18 protein-coding genes and 2 tRNA genes are annotated in these 16022 nt (G+C 63.6%); 5 read left to right on the top strand and 15 right to left on the bottom strand.

The genetic code is table 11. The annotated features are described in order from the left end of the window. The 3 genes from GR167_RS14205 to GR167_RS14195 form a co-directional block, all read right to left on the bottom strand. Complete coding sequence (locus GR167_RS14205; RefSeq protein WP_160974374.1) at window positions 1–441, bottom strand: tellurite resistance TerB family protein; 441 nt, start codon at window positions 439–441, stop codon at window positions 1–3. A gap of 43 nt (window positions 442–484) precedes the next feature. Beyond that, window positions 485–928 (bottom strand): tellurite resistance TerB family protein, encoded by a 444-nt coding sequence (locus GR167_RS14200; protein ID WP_160974515.1) that lies wholly within the window; start codon window positions 926–928, stop codon window positions 485–487. 106 nt (window positions 929–1034) lie between these two features. Beyond that, entirely contained in the window at window positions 1035–1328 is a 294-nt protein-coding gene (locus tag GR167_RS14195) for a DUF1330 domain-containing protein (protein ID WP_160974373.1), read from the bottom strand. A gap of 248 nt (window positions 1329–1576) precedes the next feature. On the opposite strand from GR167_RS14195, the gene GR167_RS14190 reads away from it, so the two are divergent. Then, on the top strand, window positions 1577–2152 hold the full coding sequence (locus GR167_RS14190; RefSeq protein ID WP_160974372.1) for a hypothetical protein: 576 nt from the start codon (window positions 1577–1579) through the stop codon (window positions 2150–2152). Window positions 2153–2268: 116 nt separating this feature from the next. Here GR167_RS14190 and pyrG read toward each other — a convergent pair whose 3' ends face one another. From pyrG to GR167_RS14175, 3 genes are all read right to left on the bottom strand, one after another. Continuing rightward, entirely contained in the window at window positions 2269–3912 is a 1644-nt protein-coding gene (pyrG, locus tag GR167_RS14185) for a CTP synthase (protein WP_160974371.1), read from the bottom strand. 174 nt (window positions 3913–4086) lie between these two features. Further along, the gene (secG, locus tag GR167_RS14180; protein WP_160974370.1) at window positions 4087–4452 is read right to left on the bottom strand and encodes a preprotein translocase subunit SecG; all 366 of its coding nucleotides are present in this window, start codon (window positions 4450–4452) and stop codon (window positions 4087–4089) included. A gap of 101 nt (window positions 4453–4553) precedes the next feature. After that, window positions 4554–4949: a DUF6524 family protein gene (locus GR167_RS14175; protein WP_160974369.1), complete on the bottom strand. Its 396-nt coding sequence runs from the start codon at window positions 4947–4949 to the stop codon at window positions 4554–4556. Between the two features lie 149 nt (window positions 4950–5098). On the opposite strand from GR167_RS14175, the gene GR167_RS14170 reads away from it, so the two are divergent. Continuing rightward, window positions 5099–6391: an adenylosuccinate synthase gene (locus tag GR167_RS14170; protein ID WP_160974368.1), complete on the top strand. Its 1293-nt coding sequence runs from the start codon at window positions 5099–5101 to the stop codon at window positions 6389–6391. Beyond that, the gene (locus GR167_RS14165) at window positions 6391–6627 is read left to right on the top strand and encodes a DUF2842 domain-containing protein (RefSeq protein ID WP_160974367.1); all 237 of its coding nucleotides are present in this window, start codon (window positions 6391–6393) and stop codon (window positions 6625–6627) included. Before GR167_RS14170 ends, GR167_RS14165 begins: the two co-directional genes overlap by 1 nt. A 186-nt stretch (window positions 6628–6813) precedes the next feature. Here GR167_RS14165 and GR167_RS14160 read toward each other — a convergent pair. The 6 genes from GR167_RS14160 to GR167_RS14135 all read right to left on the bottom strand — a co-directional run bounded on the left by GR167_RS14160 (window position 6814) and on the right by GR167_RS14135 (window position 11672). Then, window positions 6814–6888, bottom strand: a tRNA-Glu gene (locus tag GR167_RS14160). Between the two features lie 131 nt (window positions 6889–7019). Beyond that, window positions 7020–7871 carry a glutathione-dependent disulfide-bond oxidoreductase gene (yghU, locus tag GR167_RS14155; protein WP_160974366.1) on the bottom strand — a complete coding sequence of 284 codons (852 nt, stop codon included), beginning with the start codon at window positions 7869–7871 and terminating at the stop codon, window positions 7020–7022. Window positions 7872–8049: 178 nt separating this feature from the next. Continuing rightward, window positions 8050–8124 (bottom strand) — tRNA-Glu (locus GR167_RS14150). Between the two features lie 77 nt (window positions 8125–8201). After that, window positions 8202–9971, bottom strand: coding sequence for a single-stranded-DNA-specific exonuclease RecJ (gene recJ / locus GR167_RS14145; RefSeq protein ID WP_160974365.1), 1770 nt, complete (start codon window positions 9969–9971; stop codon window positions 8202–8204). 40 nt (window positions 9972–10011) lie between these two features. Beyond that, window positions 10012–11298, bottom strand: a complete 1287-nt coding sequence (locus GR167_RS14140) for a homoserine dehydrogenase (protein WP_160974364.1) — start codon at window positions 11296–11298, stop codon at window positions 10012–10014. Window positions 11299–11396: 98 nt separating this feature from the next. Continuing rightward, window positions 11397–11672, bottom strand: coding sequence for a hypothetical protein (locus GR167_RS14135; RefSeq protein ID WP_160974363.1), 276 nt, complete (start codon window positions 11670–11672; stop codon window positions 11397–11399). Between the two features lie 124 nt (window positions 11673–11796). On the opposite strand from GR167_RS14135, the gene GR167_RS14130 reads away from it, so the two are divergent. Both GR167_RS14130 and GR167_RS14125 read left to right on the top strand, forming a co-directional pair. Then, window positions 11797–12384, top strand: coding sequence for a TetR/AcrR family transcriptional regulator (locus tag GR167_RS14130; RefSeq protein ID WP_160974362.1), 588 nt, complete (start codon window positions 11797–11799; stop codon window positions 12382–12384). Between the two features lie 69 nt (window positions 12385–12453). Continuing rightward, a complete protein-coding gene (locus GR167_RS14125) occupies window positions 12454–12942 on the top strand; it encodes a hypothetical protein (protein ID WP_160974361.1) in 489 nt (162 codons plus the stop codon). A gap of 18 nt (window positions 12943–12960) precedes the next feature. Here GR167_RS14125 and GR167_RS14120 read toward each other — a convergent pair whose 3' ends face one another. Genes GR167_RS14120 through GR167_RS14110 form a run of 3 tightly spaced genes read right to left on the bottom strand, consistent with a single transcriptional unit; the run spans window position 12961 to window position 15739 of the window. Next, entirely contained in the window at window positions 12961–13524 is a 564-nt protein-coding gene (locus GR167_RS14120; RefSeq protein ID WP_160974360.1) for a TadE/TadG family type IV pilus assembly protein, read from the bottom strand. After that, window positions 13524–14057 carry a TadE/TadG family type IV pilus assembly protein gene (locus GR167_RS14115; protein ID WP_160974359.1) on the bottom strand — a complete coding sequence of 178 codons (534 nt, stop codon included), beginning with the start codon at window positions 14055–14057 and terminating at the stop codon, window positions 13524–13526. Before GR167_RS14115 ends, GR167_RS14120 begins: the two co-directional genes overlap by 1 nt. After that, the gene (locus tag GR167_RS14110) at window positions 14054–15739 is read right to left on the bottom strand and encodes a TadE/TadG family type IV pilus assembly protein (protein ID WP_160974358.1); all 1686 of its coding nucleotides are present in this window, start codon (window positions 15737–15739) and stop codon (window positions 14054–14056) included. Before GR167_RS14110 ends, GR167_RS14115 begins: the two co-directional genes overlap by 4 nt. Between the last annotated feature and the right edge of the window lie 283 nt (window positions 15740–16022).

Raw genomic sequence — 16022 nt, 5'->3', positions numbered from 1 at the left:
TCAGAGGGCTTTTTCCACCCTTTGGCGGGCCAGCGCGCTGTCGCGGTCGTTGATGCCCAGCAGGTTGGACACCATCCGCAGCAGCGAGTCTTCCTGTGCGTCGCGCGCCCCGTCGGCCAGAACCACCGACCACAGCGCCTCGATCACGCCGATCCGGTCCTCATAGGCCACCGCCTCCTTGATCGCGCGGGTGAAGCGCACGGTGTCGGGCGCTTCGGTCTCCAGCGCTTCGGCTTCGTGACGCAGCGCCACGGCCGCTTCGGGGACCAGCCCGAAACGGGTGCAGACGATCCGGTCGATCCGGTGGATTTCTTCGGGATCGTAATGGCCATCGGAGCGGGCGACGCGGACCAGCAGAGCGGTCAGCGCCAGGCGGGCGTCGTCGTCATTGAGGGGGGCGGGGGCGGGCTGTACCAGCCGTTTCAGGAAATCTGCAAACATGATTGGCATATAAGACGGTTTTCCCGCCGCGCCAATTCACAATTCAGCGCGCTTGTTTCGCGCGGGTCCGGGCGGTCAGGTTGTCGGCCTCGCTCAGACCCAGGGCATGCTGTGCGCGGGTCACGATTTCGGTCTGCTCGGGGCTTTGCTTGCCATCGGCCAGAACCACCTGCCACATCGCCTCCAGCGCCTGCAGCCGGTCGTCGAAATCGACCCCTTCGCGGATCAGTTCGGCAAAGATTTCGGTCGGCGGCGCCCGCTTTTCCAGCTTTTCGCAGGTGGCGCGCATCTTCGCCGCATCAACCGGGGACAGGTCATGAATCTTCGCCAGGAGCCGGTCGATGCGGCGGATTTCCTCGACCCGGTAGCTGAGATTGGATTTCGCCACCCGCACCAGAAGCGCACCAAGCGCCATCGCCGCATCCGGTTCGGGCAGCGTTTCTTCATGCCGGTGCCCGGTCAGGGCGCTGAGCAGGTTGGCGAACATATCCACAGCTTATCCCAAGGCGGGCAAAACCGTGAAAGGAAAATGACATCCGACATGGGGAAGGAGTGTCGCAGCCCGAAAACGGGCCGCGCAGGGGTGGGGCGGGTCAGCCGTCGTAGCCGGCGACGATCACCAGGTCGCCTTGCGATACCGGATCGCGCAGCGCTTTCGCCTTCTGGTAGCCTTCCGATTCGTAGCAGGCGACCGCCGCTTCGTAGCTGGGGAATTCGATCACCACGGTGCGGCCGCGCACCTGGCCTTCGCGGATTTCCTGATCGCCGCCCCGGACGATGAATTTTGCCCCGTATTCGGCGAAGGGCGCGGCATTGGCGCGCTTGTAGTTTTCATAGACGTCCGGGTCGTCGACATCGACATGCGCCACCCAATAGGCTTTGGTCATTTCGCTCTCTCCTCCATGCGGGGCCTCTAGTGGCCAATTGGCGGGGACGTTGGCGCGAATTGCGGTAAAAGGAAAGGGCGAAACGAATTTTACTCTAAGTCGCGCGGTTGTTCACGAATTCGCCCTTTTTGCACCCAAGTTTTTCCCGGATGCGCTGCTTGATTACGATCCGACAAGGGCACACAGCGGTGACTTGGCAGGAGAGAGCCATGGCAGGCATAGGGATCGTGAATTTGAAACGTCCAGCATTGATCCGGCGCCCGGTGGTGAAAAAGCGCCCGGCGCTGTCGCTGCGTACGACCGCGCGGTCGGGCGCGGTCAAGGCCCCGGCGCTGCAGAAGCAACGGATCGCCGGGAATATCGATGCGATCCGCAACGCGGCGCTGGCCTTCGACTGGGATAACGGCGATCTGCGCGAACTGGGCTGGTTGATGTCGACCCTGGGGCTCGACCTGGCCACGGCGCTGCAGGTGTTCCTGAACGCCGATCCCGCGCGGTTCAATTACCTTCACCGCGATGAGGTGCCGCTGGAGCATACCGCCCGGGTCGCGGCGCTGGATTGCCTGCATATGAAGATCGGCTACGGCTTCTACCTGCCGCATCCCGAATTCGGGCTGGCGCCGGTGCGGGCCGATGCGGTGCGCTGGATCGACCAGCAGCGATCCGATGCCGCGCGCGGCGTGCAGGGCCGTTGGCGGTTCGACGAGGATCATTTTGAAGCGATTTCCGACGACAGCCCGCGCACCCTGGTGATGACGCCGAATATCGGCCGGAAAACCGCCCTGTGGCGCACCCTGTTCGAACCGATGTGGAAACGCGGCTGAGCATTGAACGGCAGGGAGGGGGTAAGCAGCCTCGCTTGCGGAAAACTCAGCCTGTCGAGCGGCCCATGGACGCGCGCCTGACCGTAAGCCGGCGGGCGCGCGTTAAATATTTCGGCTCAGACCAGCCGCGAGGTTTCCACTGCGGCGCGGACGAAATCAGCGAACAGTGGATGCGGATCGAAGGGTTTCGATTTCAGTTCCGGGTGGAACTGAACCCCGATGAACCACGGGTGATCCTTCCATTCGACGATTTCCGGCAGCCGCCCGTCCGGCGACATGCCCGAGAAGTTCAGCCCGCAGGCTTCCAGCTTGTCGCGATACTTGATGTCGACCTCATAGCGGTGACGGTGGCGTTCGTCGATCTCGGTCGCGTGATAGACCTCGGCCACCTTCGATCCTGCCGTCAGCGCCGCGTGATAGGCGCCCAGCCGCATCGTGCCGCCCTTGGCGTCATCCGCCTTGCGCTGCACCTTGGCGTTGCCCTGAACCCATTCCTTCAGGTGATACACCACGGGTTCGAAACGCTTCTTGCCGGCCTCGTGGTCGAATTCCTCGGACCCGGCGGTGGTGATGCCGGCCACGTTGCGGGCCGCTTCGATCACCGCCATCTGCATGCCAAGGCAGATGCCCAGGTAAGGCACCTTGCGTTCGCGGGCGAATTGCGCCGCCTTGATCTTGCCCTCGGTGCCGCGTTCGCCAAAACCGCCGGGCACCAGGATCGCGTGGAAGCCTTCCAGGTAGGGCGCGGGATCTTCGTTGTCGAAAATCTCGGCATCGACCCATTCGACGTTCACCTTGACCCGGTTGGCCATGCCGCCATGGGTCAGGGCCTCCTTGATCGACTTGTAGGCGTCTTCCAGCTGCACGTATTTGCCGACGATGGCGATGTTGACCTCGCCGTCGGTGTTGTGGATGCGGTCGACCACGTCGTCCCATTTGCTCAGGTCGGGGCGCGGCGCGGGGGCGATGCCGAACGCGTCCAGAACCGCCTGGTCCAGCCCTTCGCGGTGATAGGCCAGCGGCGCCTCGTAGATCGATTTCAGGTCATAGGCGGCGACCACGGCCTCTTTCCGGACATTACAGAACAGCGCGATCTTTTCGCGTTCCTTTTCCGGGATCAGCTGTTCCGACCGGCAGACCAGGATATCGGGCGCGATGCCGATCGACTGCAGTTCCTTGACGCTGTGCTGGGTCGGCTTGGTCTTCAGCTCGCCGCTGGCCGCCAGGTAGGGCAGCAGGGTCAGGTGCATGAAGATGCACTGGCCGCGCGGCTTGTCATGGCTGAACTGGCGGATCGCTTCGAAGAAGGGCAGGCCCTCGATATCGCCGACGGTGCCGCCGATTTCGCAGAGCATGAAATCGACCTCATCCTCGCCGATCGAGATAAAATCCTTGATCTCGTTGGTGACGTGGGGAACCACCTGGATCGTCTTGCCCAGGTAATCGCCGCGCCGTTCGCGTTCCAGCACGTTGGAATAGATCCGCCCCGAAGAAACCGAGTCGGTCATCCGCGCCGGTACCCCGGTGAAACGTTCGTAATGGCCCAGGTCCAGGTCGGTTTCGGCGCCGTCATCGGTGACGAACACCTCGCCATGTTCGAAAGGGCTCATCGTGCCCGGATCGACGTTCAGATACGGGTCGAGTTTGCGCAGCCGCACGGAATACCCACGGGCCTGCAGCAAAGACCCCAGAGCGGCCGAGGCAAGCCCCTTGCCGAGAGAGGAAACAACACCGCCGGTGATGAAGATGAAACGCGCCATATGTTCGGCAACCCCCGTGATTTCCAACTGGCGTTCACACGCCAATAACCAAGCCCCTACGGTCGTGAAAAACCGTAGCACCACGGGACTCAAGCAATACTAGATTCGCAGAATTATAGCAAGACGACCGCTAGATGCAGTTGCGGTCTTCTTGCCTGTCTCAATCGGTTGTGGTCAGTCGGCGCGCGGAACCAGCGGCGCATTGTCACCGGCCGAAGGCGGCAGCAGATCGTTGCCCGCAGCAGGTGCGGTGGTGTCGCCGGTTTCCTCGGTGGCCGTCGCACCGGTGCCGACGCGGTCAAGCACCGAACCGCCCGCCGATTTTTCAGCGGCGATGATCGTCAGCGTGATCGAGGTGCAGATGAAGCCAATGGCCAGCACCCAGGTGATTTTGCCCAATGCGGTGGCTGCCGCGCGGCCCGTCACGGCACCGCCGCCGCCGCCCATGCCCAGACCGCCGCCTTCCGACCGTTGCATCAGCACGACACCGATCAGCGCCAGCGCCAGAAGAAGGTGGATGATGAGAACGACGTTTTCCATGGAGCAGCCTTCGGATTGGTTCGATGCGGCTACTTAAGGTCTATATCGGGACGGCGCAACCCCGAAGGGCGTGGGGCAGGGGGGATTTTGCCGGGGTGGTTCTATTCTTCCACATCGTCCATATCGTACTGGCCCGACAGCATCCGCCGGATATGGCTCCAACTCAGCCCGACGCCCAGCACCACCGACAGCGCGAACAGCCCGATCCAGGTGTTCACCGTCGGGTTTTCCAGGTCCAGCAGCCCATAATCATACAGCACCCAGATCAGCGCCGCGATCACCGCCAGGATCAGGAACATGCCGAATCCGCCGATCGAGCGCAGGGTGGCGCGCAGATAGATGATGTAGCCGATCAGCAGCAAAAGCCCCAACAGCACCGCCATCGGCGTCTGGTCGCTGTAATGCTGCACCGCCCAGGATGTGTAATTCCATTCCGTCGGATTGAACGTGGCCGCCAGCAATACGAAAGCCACTAACCAACGCAGCAGTAATCCCATGTTGTCCCCCATGCGAACCCTCGCGCATTAACCATGGATTACGCAATCTGTCGCGTCCGGTCCAGTGCCGGGGCGAATTTCCGGTTTCCCTGCCCCGGCAGGGGATATATATGGGCGCGGGTTTGATCCAATTTCAAAAGGAGCCAGCAATGGCAAACGTCGTCGTGGTCGGCGCCCAGTGGGGCGATGAAGGCAAAGGCAAGATCGTGGACTGGCTGTCGGAACGCGCCGACGTGATCGCGCGGTTCCAGGGCGGCCACAACGCCGGCCATACCCTGGTGATCGACGGTGAAGTCTACAAGCTGCACGCGCTGCCCTCGGGCGTGGTGCGCGGCGGCAAGCTTTCGGTGATCGGCAACGGCGTGGTGCTGGACCCGTGGCACCTGCTGAAGGAAATCGAAACGATCCGCGCCCAGGGCGTCGACATCAATCCCGACACCCTGATGATCGCGGAAAACACCCCGCTGATCCTGCCGTTCCACGGCGAACTGGACCGGGCGCGGGAAAACCAGAATTCGGTCGCCAAGATCGGCACCACCGGCCGCGGCATCGGCCCGTGCTACGAAGACAAGGTCGGCCGCCGGGTGATCCGGGTTGCCGATCTGGCCGATGACGCGACGCTGGAACTGCGCGTCGACCGCGCGCTGGTGCATCACAACGCGCTGCGCAAGGGGTTGGGGCTGCCGGAAATCGACCGTGACGGCCTGATCGCGCAGCTCAAGGAAATCGCGCCCGAGATCCTGAAATATGCCGGACCCGTCTGGAAGGTGATGAACGAAAAGCGCAAGGCGGGCAAACGCATCCTGTTCGAGGGCGCCCAGGGCGCGTTGCTGGATATCGATTTCGGCACCTATCCCTACGTGACCTCGTCCAACGTGATTTCCGGTCAGGCCGCCACCGGCACCGGTATCGGCCCGGGGTCGATCGATTACGTGCTGGGCATCGTCAAGGCCTACACCACCCGGGTGGGCGAAGGCCCGTTCCCGACCGAACTGCTGGACGATGACGGCCAGCGCCTGGGGGAACGCGGCCACGAATTCGGCACCACCACCGGGCGCAAGCGCCGCTGCGGCTGGTTCGACGCAGCCCTGGTGCGCCAGACCTGCGCCACCAGCGGAGTCAACGGCATTTCGCTGACCAAGCTCGACGTGCTGGACGGGTTCGACACGCTGAAGATCTGCGTCGGTTATGAACTCGACGGCGAAACGCTCGACTACCTGCCCACCGCCGCCGATGCGCAGGCCCGCTGCACCCCGGTTTACGAGGAAATGCCCGGCTGGTCCGAATCGACCGAAGGCGCACGCAGCTGGAACGACCTGCCGGCCAACGCGATCAAATACGTCAAGCGGGTGGAAGAGCTGATCGACTGCCCGGTGGCGCTGCTGTCGACTTCGCCGGAACGCGACGACACCATCCTCGTCACCGATCCCTTCGCTGACTGATGGCGCTGTCCTACAAAGCCCGCCGCCGCTGGTCGCTGGTGATCCTGCTGATCGGTCTGCCCGCCTATATCGTGGCGGCGATCAGCGTGGTGAACCTGTTCGACCGGCCGGCGATCTGGCTGGAACTGCTGATCTATGTGGGCTTGGGCATCGTCTGGGCGTTGCCGTTCAAATTCGTCTTCAAAGGGGTCGGCCAGGCCGACCCCGACGCGCCGCAGGATGACGGCGACGCCTGAGACGTAACTTTCTTCAGAAGAAATCCAGACCTGGACCAAGAACCGGGTCAGCGCCAGTCCGGTCCCCGGGCTGGCGTTTTGCCGTCTGATGTCCTGACAGATTCCCACAGCCCCCAAACGGAAACCACCCGCAACCGGACGCACCGAGCCGCTGCTTCACATCGATCCAAATATGCCGTGGGAAAGTGGCATCCCGTAGGGGAATCGAACCCCTCTTTCCAGGTTGAAAACCTGGCGTCCTAACCGATAGACGAACGGGACACTCTGTAGTGTGGAGCGCTTTTAGGCAAAGCGCTTTTGTAGATCAAGAGCGAAAATGTGCCCTTTGTCGCAATTTTTTCCGAACGCGCATCGCGGCGCCGAAACGCCGCGGGCGCGCCCGGAAAATTGGGTCAGAGCGCCTTGCCGTCGAAATCCGCAGCGGAATGGCGTTCGGGCACCTGTTCGGATTCGTCGCCCGAAAGCCGGTTGACCATGACCCCGCGTTTGACCGCCGGACGCGCCGCGATCTTTTCGGCCCAGGCCTGCACATGGGTGTATCCGTCCGCGTCGAGGAATTCGGCCGCGTCCTTGTAGGTCTTGTTGCGCACCAGCTGGCCATACCAGGGCCAGATCGCGATATCGGCGATGGTATAGTCATCCCCGGCGATATAGGGCCGCTCGGCCAGTTGCCGGTCCAGCACGTCGAGCTGGCGCTTGACCTCCATCGCGTAGCGGTTGATCGGGTATTCGAATTTTTCCGGCGCATAGGCAAAGAAATGGCCGAAGCCGCCGCCCAGGAAGGGCGCGCTGCCCATCTGCCAGAACAGCCAGTTCAGCGCCTCGGTCCGCACCGGGCCTTCGGCGGGCAGGAAGGCGCGGAACTTGTCGGCAAGGTGCAGCAGCATCGAGCCGCTTTCGAACAGCCGCAGCGGTTCGTCGCCGCTCAGGTCCAGCAGGGCGGGGATCTTGGAGTTGGGGTTCACCTCGACGAATCCCGACCCGAATTGCATGCCGTCGCCGATCTTGATCGGCCAGGCGTCGTATTCGGCGCCCTCATGCCCGGCTTCCAGCAGTTCCTCGAACATCACGGTAACCTTGACGCCGTTCGGCGTGGCCAGCGAATAGAGCTGGAAATCATGCTCGCCGCGCGGCAGTTCGGCATCATGCGTGGCCCCGGCGACGGGGCGGTTGATGCTGGCGAACGTGCCGCCGCTTTCCTGTTCCCAGGTCCAGACCTTGGGGGGCGTGTATTGGATGGTCATTTGGTCACCTAATTCTGCGGGGTCGAAGGAGGGCGCGCGGCCCGAACCCCTGATATAAAGGTCGTCCCGGATTTGTCACTTCTTCCCGGCCGCATGAGGGCTGTGCATTTGCGCAGGGCGCAAATCGGACGGCCCGATAACTGCGGGTTTCTGGTCGATATTCGATGCCGGGGGAAAGTGGCATCCCGTAGGGGAATCGAACCCCTCTTTCCAGGTTGAAAACCTGGCGTCCTAACCGATAGACGAACGGGACACTCTGTAGTGTGGGGCGTACTTAGGCAAAGCCCGCCGTTACCGCAAGAGGAAAATTCACTTTTCGTGACGGAATTTTTACACCCGGCCCGAACCAGCCTCGGCGGCGTCTTCCAGCCGCAGCTGAACCGATTGCCGGCCGCCCCAGCTGTTGATTTCCAACCGCCCGGCCAGGTGGAAACGCGCACCGCCATGTTCCGACAGGCGCGGCCCCAGCGGGCCGTCGAAGGCGCCGAAACAGATCGCGTCGATCCGCGCGCCCATGCCATCACCGAAGCTGATTTTCAGATGCGATTCCCCGACCCGTTTGGCGAAGCGAATCTCCACATCCGGGAAGACATAGCGCGGGGCAGGGGCGCTGGCGCCGAAGGGACCGGCCTTTTCGATCTGTTCAACCAGTTCGACCTGCGCAGCACCCGGCATCAGCACGCCGTCCAGTTTCAGATCGGCCGGGCCCGCATCGCCCGCGCCCTGTTTCGCCAGCAGCTCGGACAGCCGTTCCATCGCCGCCTCGACCTTGTCGCGCGCCACGGTCAGACCGGCGGCCATCTTGTGGCCGCCGCCCTTGATCAGCAGCCCCTCGGCGGCCAGCCGTTGGATGCTGGCGCCCAGGTCGACGCCGCTGATCGAGCGTCCCGATCCCTTGCCTTCGTCGCCGTCCAGCCCGATGACGATGGCGGGGCGGTTGGTGGCTTCCTTCAGGCGCGAGGCGACGATGCCCACCACGCCGGGGTGCCAGCCTTCGCCCGCCGCCCAGACCAGCGGCGCGTCGAGCCCGCGTTCCTCGGCCTGTTCCATAGCCGCCGCGCGCACCGAATTTTCGATGTCGCGCCGTTCGGTGTTCAGCAGGTCCAGCCGTTCGGCCATCGCCCGCGCCTCGGCCGGGTTGTCGGTGGACAGCAACCGCGCGCCCAGATCGGCCGCGCCGATCCGGCCGCCCGCATTGACCCGCGGACCCAGCACGAATCCGAGGTGATAGGAGGTCGGGGCCTGATCGATCCGGCCCACATCGGACAGCGCCACCAACCCGGGGCGCGCGCGCCGCGCCATGATCTTCAGCCCCTGCCGCACCAGCGCCCGGTTGACGCCGATGAGCGGCGCCACGTCGGCCACCGTGGCCAGCGCCACCAGATCCAGCATTGCCATCAGGTCGGGGCCTTGCGCGCCTTCGCCGCGCATCTGGCGGTTCGCCTCGACCAGCATCAGGAACACCACGGCGGCGGCGCACAGATGCGCCAGATCGCCGGTTTCGTCCTGCCGGTTGGGATTCACCACGGCAACGCAGTCGGGCAGGGTTTCGCCGCCAAGGTGGTGATCCAGCACCACCACGTCGGCGCCCTTGGCGGCCGCGATCGGCCCGTGGGACAGCGTGCCGCAATCGACGCAGACGATCAGGTCGTGATCGCGCGCCAGCGCCTCCATCGCAGGCTCATTAGGGCCGTAACCTTCGTCGATCCGGTCGGGCACGTAAAGCGTCGCCTGCCGCCCCATCTTGCGCAGCCAGTCGATCAGCAACGCCGCCGAGGACCCGCCATCGACGTCGTAATCGGCGAAAATGGCGATCTTTTCGCGGGTCTTCACCGCCTGCAGGAAGCGCGCGGCGGCCTTTTCCATATCCTTCAGGGAATGCGGATCGGGCAGCAACTCGCGCAGCTGCGGGTCAAGGAAGCCCGCGACGGCCTCGGGCGCGACACCGCGCCGGGCCAGGGTCTGGCACAGGGCGGCGGGCAGGTCGGTCTGCTGGCGCATCGCTTCGGCCAGCCGTTCGACCTCGGCCCCAGGACCGATCCAGCGCCGCCCGGTCAGCGACGCTTCGATTCCCAGATATGCCCGTTCCGTACCGCTCAATGCCTTACCGTTCCTCGCCCGCCTGTGCGGGCCTTGGGGGTCACACGCTTTCGATCCGCAGCGCCACCGGTGCGCCGGTCACCACGTCGGTGGTTTCCATCGCCGACAGCGCCGCGTCGATATCGGCGCGGGTGGTCTTGTGGGTGACGATCAGCACCGGGGCGCTGTCGTCGACATGGCCGTATTGGCGCATCCGGTTGATCGACACGCCCGCCTCGCCGAGGATCGAGGCGACCTTGGCCAGCGCGCCGGGTTTGTCGCGCAGACCCATGCGCAGGTAATAGGGCGCGGGCAGGGTGGATTGCGCGCGCGGTGCCGGTTTCAGGCTGTCCGCCGTCTGGCCGAAGACCGGGTAGCGGATGCCGCGCGCGATATCGCAGACATCGCCCATCACCGCGCTGGCGGTCGGGCCTTCGCCCGCACCGGCGCCGCGCAGCACGACCTGACCGACGCTGTCGCCTTCGACCACCACCATGTTGGTGCCGCCTTCCAATTGGCCCAGCGGGCTGTCGGCGGGGACCAGACAGGGCGACATGCGCTGTTCCAGCCCGCGCCCGGTCATCTGCGCCACGCCCAGCAGCTTGATGCGATAGCCCATGTCGGCGGCCTGGCGGATGTCTTCGAGGCTGATGCGCTGGATGCCTTCCAGTTCCACCCCGTCGAAATCGATCTTGGTGCCGAAGGCAAGCGTCGACAGGATCGACAGCTTGTGCCCGGCATCGATGCCGCCCACGTCGAGGTTCGGGTCGGCTTCGAGATAGCCCAGCTTGTTGGCTTCCTCGAACAGCGCGTTGTAGCCCTGGCCGGTCGCCTCCATCCGGGTCAGGATGTAATTGCAGGTGCCGTTCATCACGCCCATGACGCGGGTGATTTCATTGGCGGCCAAACCTTCGGTCAGCGCCTTGATGATCGGGATGCCACCGGCGACGGCGGCCTCGTAACGGATCACCCGGCCCTGGGCTTCGGCCAGTTCGGCCAGTTCCTGGCCGTGATGGGCCAGCAGCGCCTTGTTGGCGGTGACCACGTCCTTGCCCGCCTTCAGCGCGGCTTCGATAGACGCTTTCGCGGGGCCGTCCGATCCGCCCATCAGTTCGACATAGACGTCCACGTCGCCGCGCTGCGCCAGCGCGACGGGGTCGTCTTCCCAGTCGTAACCCGACAGGTTCACGCCGCGATCCTTGCCCCGCGAGCGGGCCGAAATGGCGCTGATCGTCACCTCGCGGCCGGTGCGCGCTGTCAGAAGGGCGGCCTGTTGACGGACGATTTTGATAACGCCGACACCGACGGTGCCCAGCCCGGCAATTCCGAGGCGCAAGGGGTGGCTCATCTGGCCCTCCTGAAAGATCACTTATCCTAGGCAGCCGATGTATCGGGTCTTGCTGCCCGGTGCAACGCGGCAATTGGCGGAGGCGGGCCAGCCTCGCGTCAGCTTTCGGCCTCGGCCGCGACCTGTGCGCGCAGCCGCGCCGCCCTGGCGCGCAGGGCGCTGGCGCGGGCTTCCAGATCGGTGCCGGTGGTGTCGGTGATCTGCGGTTCTGTGCCGCCGCCCAGCACGGCGTCGAGCGGAATCAGCGCCGGGTAGGGGGCGGTGCGCGCCGCCGGTTCGATCCGCTCGTCGAGATCGGGAAAATCCGTGCAGCCGGCCAGACAGGTCAGACCGGTCAGCGACAGGAACAGGATCGGGATAACGGGCGCGCGCATGATGACGTCTCGCGGTCTAGGGATGGTTTTTCTTGCACCAGAACCGGCCGCCCCGCAAGCCATTGCCGCGAAAGCGCTTTGATCCCCCTTTGATCTGAACGCATGTTCAGTTAAATTGCCTGTCATGGCAAGAACAGCAGGTTCCCATTCCGATATCACCGGCCCCCGCGTCCTGGACGCGGCGCTCAGGCTTTTCGCGCGCCACGGCTATGCCGCCGTCTCGATGCGCCAGATCGCCAAGGAGGTCGGCGTGCAGGCCGGGGCGCTGTACAATTACACCCCCGACAAGCAATCGCTGCTGTTCGACCTGATGAAGCGGCACATGGAAGACCTGCTGGCCGAACGGGCCAAGCACCGCGGCGCGGGCAGCGCGCTGGAACAGCTCGAAGACTTCACCCGGTTCCACATCCGCTATCACCTCGATCGTTCGGACGAGGTGTTCATCGCCTATATGGAGCTGCGCAACCTGACGCCGGAAAACTTCGCCGAGATCGAAGCCCTGCGCCGCGACTATGAAAACGAGCTGGAAGCGATCCTGCGCCAGGGCGAGGAAGAGGGCGTCTTCGCCCCCGCCGACACGCGGATCGAAACCATGGCGGTGATCGCGATGCTGACCGGGGTCACCACCTGGTACCGGGCCGAAGGCCGGCTGTCGGCGGGTGAGGTGGAACGCATCTATTGGGACATGGTGCGCAAGGCGGTTTCCGTCTGAGCGCCGCTTGCCTCTCGCCTTGCGGCGCAAGACCCGCTATGTGCGGCGCAAAGGATGAGGGGAGAGACGATGAACGGATCGGACAAGCAGGACATTCTGACCACCGCGCAGGCCTCGGCGCCGCGGCGCTGGCTGGGGGTGGGCATGACGGCGGTGCTGGGCGCGCTGCTGATCTATGTGGGCTTCGTGCAGCCGCCGGCGTCGCTGGGGTGGCAGCTGTTCCTGATCGTGCTGGGCGCGGCCGCGATCGCCCTGTCGGTCAAGATGCATGCCGCGACCGCGCTGCAGCTGCGGCTGACAGCCGAGGCGCTGACCGACAGCGAGGGCCGGGTGATCGCGCGGATCGAGGATATCGTCGCGGTCGAACGCGGCACCTTCGCCTTCAAGCCGTCGAACGGGTTCATGATTCGCCTGGGCGCGCCGCAGCCGCGCGCCTGGCATCCGGGAATCTGGTGGCGGCTGGGCCGCCGGGTCGGGATCGGCGGCGTGATGCCCGGATCACAGACCAAGATCATGGCCGAACTGATCCAGGCCCAGATCGCCGGGCGCGCCGCCTGATCCCTGCCTGATCCCGGATCAATCCGCGTAGCGGTCCCAGACCAGTTGCGGTGCGAAACGCGGGCTGGTGGAGGAGCGTTCGTAGATGTCCTCTTCCGGCAGCCCGACTTGGAAAAGCGGGCTGTAATGGCTCCAGGTTTCCACCACGATGACCCGTTCATTGTCCATCAGCGTGGGCAATTCGTTGGCCATGCCGTTGATGTCGGCATCGGTGAGAGCGGTTTCGCCGCCGCGGGCCCGGGACCAGTCCAGTTTGTAAACGTTGTCCTCTTCGTCCCACATCGCCACCGAAATCCGGATACGCGCATCCGATCCGGTCTTGGCCAGGAAGGTGAACAGCGATTCCATGCTGTCGATATAGCTTTCGTTGATCGCCTCGGTTTCGCGCGACAGCAGGTCGCCGATGGTGTAATTGGCTTTGATGTTCACGCTGGTCTGGCGATAGGCGTCGAAATAGACATAGCTGGCCAGGAACACCCAGAACAGGAAGGGGGCGACGATCACCGCTTCCAGTGCAACGGATCCCCCGGTTTCGGAACCGAAGCGGCGCAGGAACTGTTTGGCGCGGGTCACGATAGGCATCAAATCGGCTCCTGTACGAAGGCGGCCGCGGCCACCAGGGCATATTGTCCGCCGCTGTTTTCGACGAGCTTGTGACCAAGACCCACCCCCGGGAAGACCGGTTCGACCTTGAAACAGACCCGGATCAGCATCAGGTCGTTTTCCTGGCCGTTTTCAAAGGTCCGTACCGGCGAAACCGTCTGAGCGGTATCGGTGCAATCGGCATCCGCCGGCGGATCGACCCAGGCGCGCGGGTCGAGCTGGATCATTTCGACCCGCAGGTTGGTGTCGCAATTGTTCAGGATCGGCGCCTTGTCGCAGATCTGCTGCTTGATCTGGTCATGCTGCGGGGCGCTGCCGGTGCCGAGCCGGATATCGCGCACCACAAGGTCGGTAGCCCGTTCGATCGTGGTGGTGCGCATGGTGATCACGCCCAGTTCCCACGATGACATCATCAGCACCATGAAGATCGGGAAGACGATGACGAATTCCAGCGTGGCCGAGCCGCGCTCGGACCTGCGGAAACGATCCAGGAAATGCCGGAACATGCTCATTGGACCAGCCTCAGTTTGGTGATCGAGGCGGCGATGGAATCGAAGGCATCCGCGATATCCAGCCCGTTCACGTCGAAATGGTGGCTGGGCGAACTGGCGCAGCGCGACAGCAGGCGCTGGCCGGAACGCGGCGCTTCGAAGCCAATGGTGAATACAACGATGCCTTCATCCTTGGCGGCGTCACAGATGTGATTGGTACGCTGATCCTTGGCCGAGGCTTCCTTTTTCGAAAACGCGTTGGAATACCATGCCGACCACCGGTTGCCCTGGTAGGAATGATTGTATTCGGCGTTGTGGGCCAGCGAGGTCATGTTGAACAGTTCCGGGTAGGTCAGTTGCCGGACGAGTGACAGACCCAGGCTCTCGTCCTCTGCCCGGTCCTCGCCGTCTTCACAGGCGGGTGAACTTGCATCATTCGGATCTTCGCAATCGCCGAAGGGATGGCTGTACCAGTCTTCGTAATTGTCATAGCGGGTTTCGTTTGGCCACCAGTAGTCGGTCGTGCTTCCGTTGCTGCGCATCATCGAATAGCGGGCGATTTGGTAATTGGTTTCGCCGTAGTCCTGTTCCCCGTTCCCGTTGAGGTCGCCGCTTACCGGTTTGTACCAGACATCCGACAGTCCATCGCGCATCGACGGATTCAGCATATACTGGTTCGTGTTCTGCCCATCGGTCATCAGCACGATGATCTTCAGCGTCTCGCCCGAATTGTAATTCACCGGGCGGTCGGCAAATTGCGGATTGACCTCACCCTTGCTGATCAGGGCGTTCACCACCGGGCGGGTGGTCGGATCAAGCAGAACCGTGCCCCATTTCATCCCGATATCGATCGAAGTGTTGCCCCAGGCTTCGAGCGCGTTGATGTAGTCATGCAGTTCGGTCTGGTCGTTGGTGAAGGGGAGGATCTGCGAATAGTCGAAGGTCGGGCAAACCGTGTAGGTCACGCCGCCATCGTCCCAGGTAAACGGGTCGAAATGGGCGGTCAGTTCCAACATCTCGTCCTGTTCCAGGCCGGATTTGCTGAACTGGTCGTCGTTGAAATTGATGCAATACGAATAATCGTGTTCCGCCGTGGTGGTGTATTCTTCCAGGATCGGTTTCCCAGCATTAACCTGCATCGCATAAGGGATCACCGAGATCGAGGCGGTGCCGCTTTGCGAGGCGGTCAGGATCGCATCCACGAATTCGATCGCCGCCGGTTTCAGCCGCGCCAGCCGCGAATTGCTGGCCATCGATCCCGACACGTCCAGCACCAGCGAAATTTCCACGCTGCCAACCCGTTCCTCGGCGGTGCCGCTGGCCGGGGCGGTCAGATTGTCGATGCCGATCAGCGGCAGGAAGAAGGTGTCGAGCGTGGATTTCGCCGAGGCGTTGACCGTCTTGTATCCCAGCCCCTGGTCTACCGTCACGCTGGTCAGGTAGTCGGCGATCCCCGCCTTGTCGAAGTAGTCGGCCACCACCGCGTTCGCGTCGCGGGTCTGATCCAGGTCGGCCGCCGCCAGAACCGCGCGGTCGAGCGTGTTCTGCAGGTTCGCCCGGTTGCGTTCATAGCGCATCAGGTCGACGCCGATCCCGGCGACCATCAGCATGCAGATAAACAGGAATACGGAAAACATCGACATCGACCCGGCTTCGTCGCGGCCGAACCTTTGCAGCCGGTCGAAACGGGCCGGGCGGTCCATGTCATGATGACTCTTGTGGCAGTCAATATTCTGCTGTTGCATGTCATTAACCTTTAAAAACACCGTCCGCAGAGGGATGTCCCGTCCCCAACGGACGCATTACGCGCTGGGAATGTTGTGTGAGGGATTCGTGGCCAAATTGAGGCGGGTCGATGGTCTTGCTGGGGTCCCCGTATCCGTTTCGGAGACAATCCGTTTCCGCTGGCTCCAGTGTTGCCCAAAACGCCGGGAATTCCATAAAAGCTTAGATAATCGCCCCGTTGACATCCGCGCCGGCCGGCCC

It is taken from the genome of Thalassovita mangrovi (assembly GCF_009857745.1).
GTDB lineage: Bacteria > Pseudomonadota > Alphaproteobacteria > Rhodobacterales > Rhodobacteraceae > Thalassobius > Thalassobius mangrovi.
This window is presented reverse-complemented; position numbering and strand designations above follow the sequence as displayed.

Bases quoted from the DNA above. Each gene is read 5' to 3' on its own strand.
- GR167_RS14140 (WP_160974364.1), bottom strand. From the start codon at position 11,298: ATGAGCCACCCCTTGCGCCTCGGAATTGCCGGGCTGGGCACCGTCGGT.
- pyrG (WP_160974371.1), bottom strand. From the start codon at position 3,912: ATGGCGCGTTTCATCTTCATCACCGGCGGTGTTGTTTCCTCTCTCGGC.
- yghU (WP_160974366.1), bottom strand. From the start codon at position 7,871: ATGACCATCCAATACACGCCCCCCAAGGTCTGGACCTGGGAACAGGAA.
- GR167_RS14115 (WP_160974359.1), bottom strand. From the start codon at position 14,057: ATGAGCATGTTCCGGCATTTCCTGGATCGTTTCCGCAGGTCCGAGCGC.
- GR167_RS14200 (WP_160974515.1), bottom strand. From the start codon at position 928: ATGTTCGCCAACCTGCTCAGCGCCCTGACCGGGCACCGGCATGAAGAA.
- secG (WP_160974370.1), bottom strand. From the start codon at position 4,452: ATGGAAAACGTCGTTCTCATCATCCACCTTCTTCTGGCGCTGGCGCTG.
- GR167_RS14125 (WP_160974361.1), top strand. From the start codon at position 12,454: ATGAACGGATCGGACAAGCAGGACATTCTGACCACCGCGCAGGCCTCG.
- GR167_RS14130 (WP_160974362.1), top strand. From the start codon at position 11,797: ATGGCAAGAACAGCAGGTTCCCATTCCGATATCACCGGCCCCCGCGTC.
- GR167_RS14195 (WP_160974373.1), bottom strand. From the start codon at position 1,328: ATGACCAAAGCCTATTGGGTGGCGCATGTCGATGTCGACGACCCGGAC.
- GR167_RS14170 (WP_160974368.1), top strand. From the start codon at position 5,099: ATGGCAAACGTCGTCGTGGTCGGCGCCCAGTGGGGCGATGAAGGCAAA.
- GR167_RS14165 (WP_160974367.1), top strand. From the start codon at position 6,391: ATGGCGCTGTCCTACAAAGCCCGCCGCCGCTGGTCGCTGGTGATCCTG.
- GR167_RS14175 (WP_160974369.1), bottom strand. From the start codon at position 4,949: ATGGGATTACTGCTGCGTTGGTTAGTGGCTTTCGTATTGCTGGCGGCC.
- GR167_RS14120 (WP_160974360.1), bottom strand. From the start codon at position 13,524: ATGCCTATCGTGACCCGCGCCAAACAGTTCCTGCGCCGCTTCGGTTCC.
- GR167_RS14110 (WP_160974358.1), bottom strand. From the start codon at position 15,739: ATGGACCGCCCGGCCCGTTTCGACCGGCTGCAAAGGTTCGGCCGCGAC.
- GR167_RS14135 (WP_160974363.1), bottom strand. From the start codon at position 11,672: ATGCGCGCGCCCGTTATCCCGATCCTGTTCCTGTCGCTGACCGGTCTG.
- GR167_RS14205 (WP_160974374.1), bottom strand. From the start codon at position 441: ATGTTTGCAGATTTCCTGAAACGGCTGGTACAGCCCGCCCCCGCCCCC.